1 pseudogene is annotated in these 310 nt (G+C 64.2%); it reads left to right on the top strand.

From position 1 onward, the window contains the following. Positions 1-310: pseudogene (locus AC5Y47_RS25685) on the top strand (IS21 family transposase); the annotation flags it as partial.

The raw sequence follows: 310 nt of genomic DNA, 5'->3' as shown, positions 1-310 counted from the left end.
GCCGATGCGGTCACGGCGTTGATGGGCACGCTGGGTTCGCGTCTGGTGCAACTCAAACCCTATGACCCTGAATCCAAGGGGATCGTGGAGCGAGCCAACCGCTATCTGGAGACCTCGTTTCTGCCCGGGCGCAGCTTCGCTTCACCGGCAGACTTCAATGCTCAACTGGGGCAATGGCTTCCGATCGCCAACGCTCGTCGGGTGCGAGTCTTGGATGGTCGTCCGGTGGACTTCCTCGACGCCGACCGAGCCCAAATGCTGGGCCTGCCGCCGGTAGCGCCGGTCACCGAGACGCTGACCTCGATGCGGC

This window comes from Mycobacterium sp. NGS22, assembly GCF_059813095.1.
Note: the sequence above shows the minus strand (reverse complement) of the source record. Positions and strands in the feature narration are given on the sequence as shown.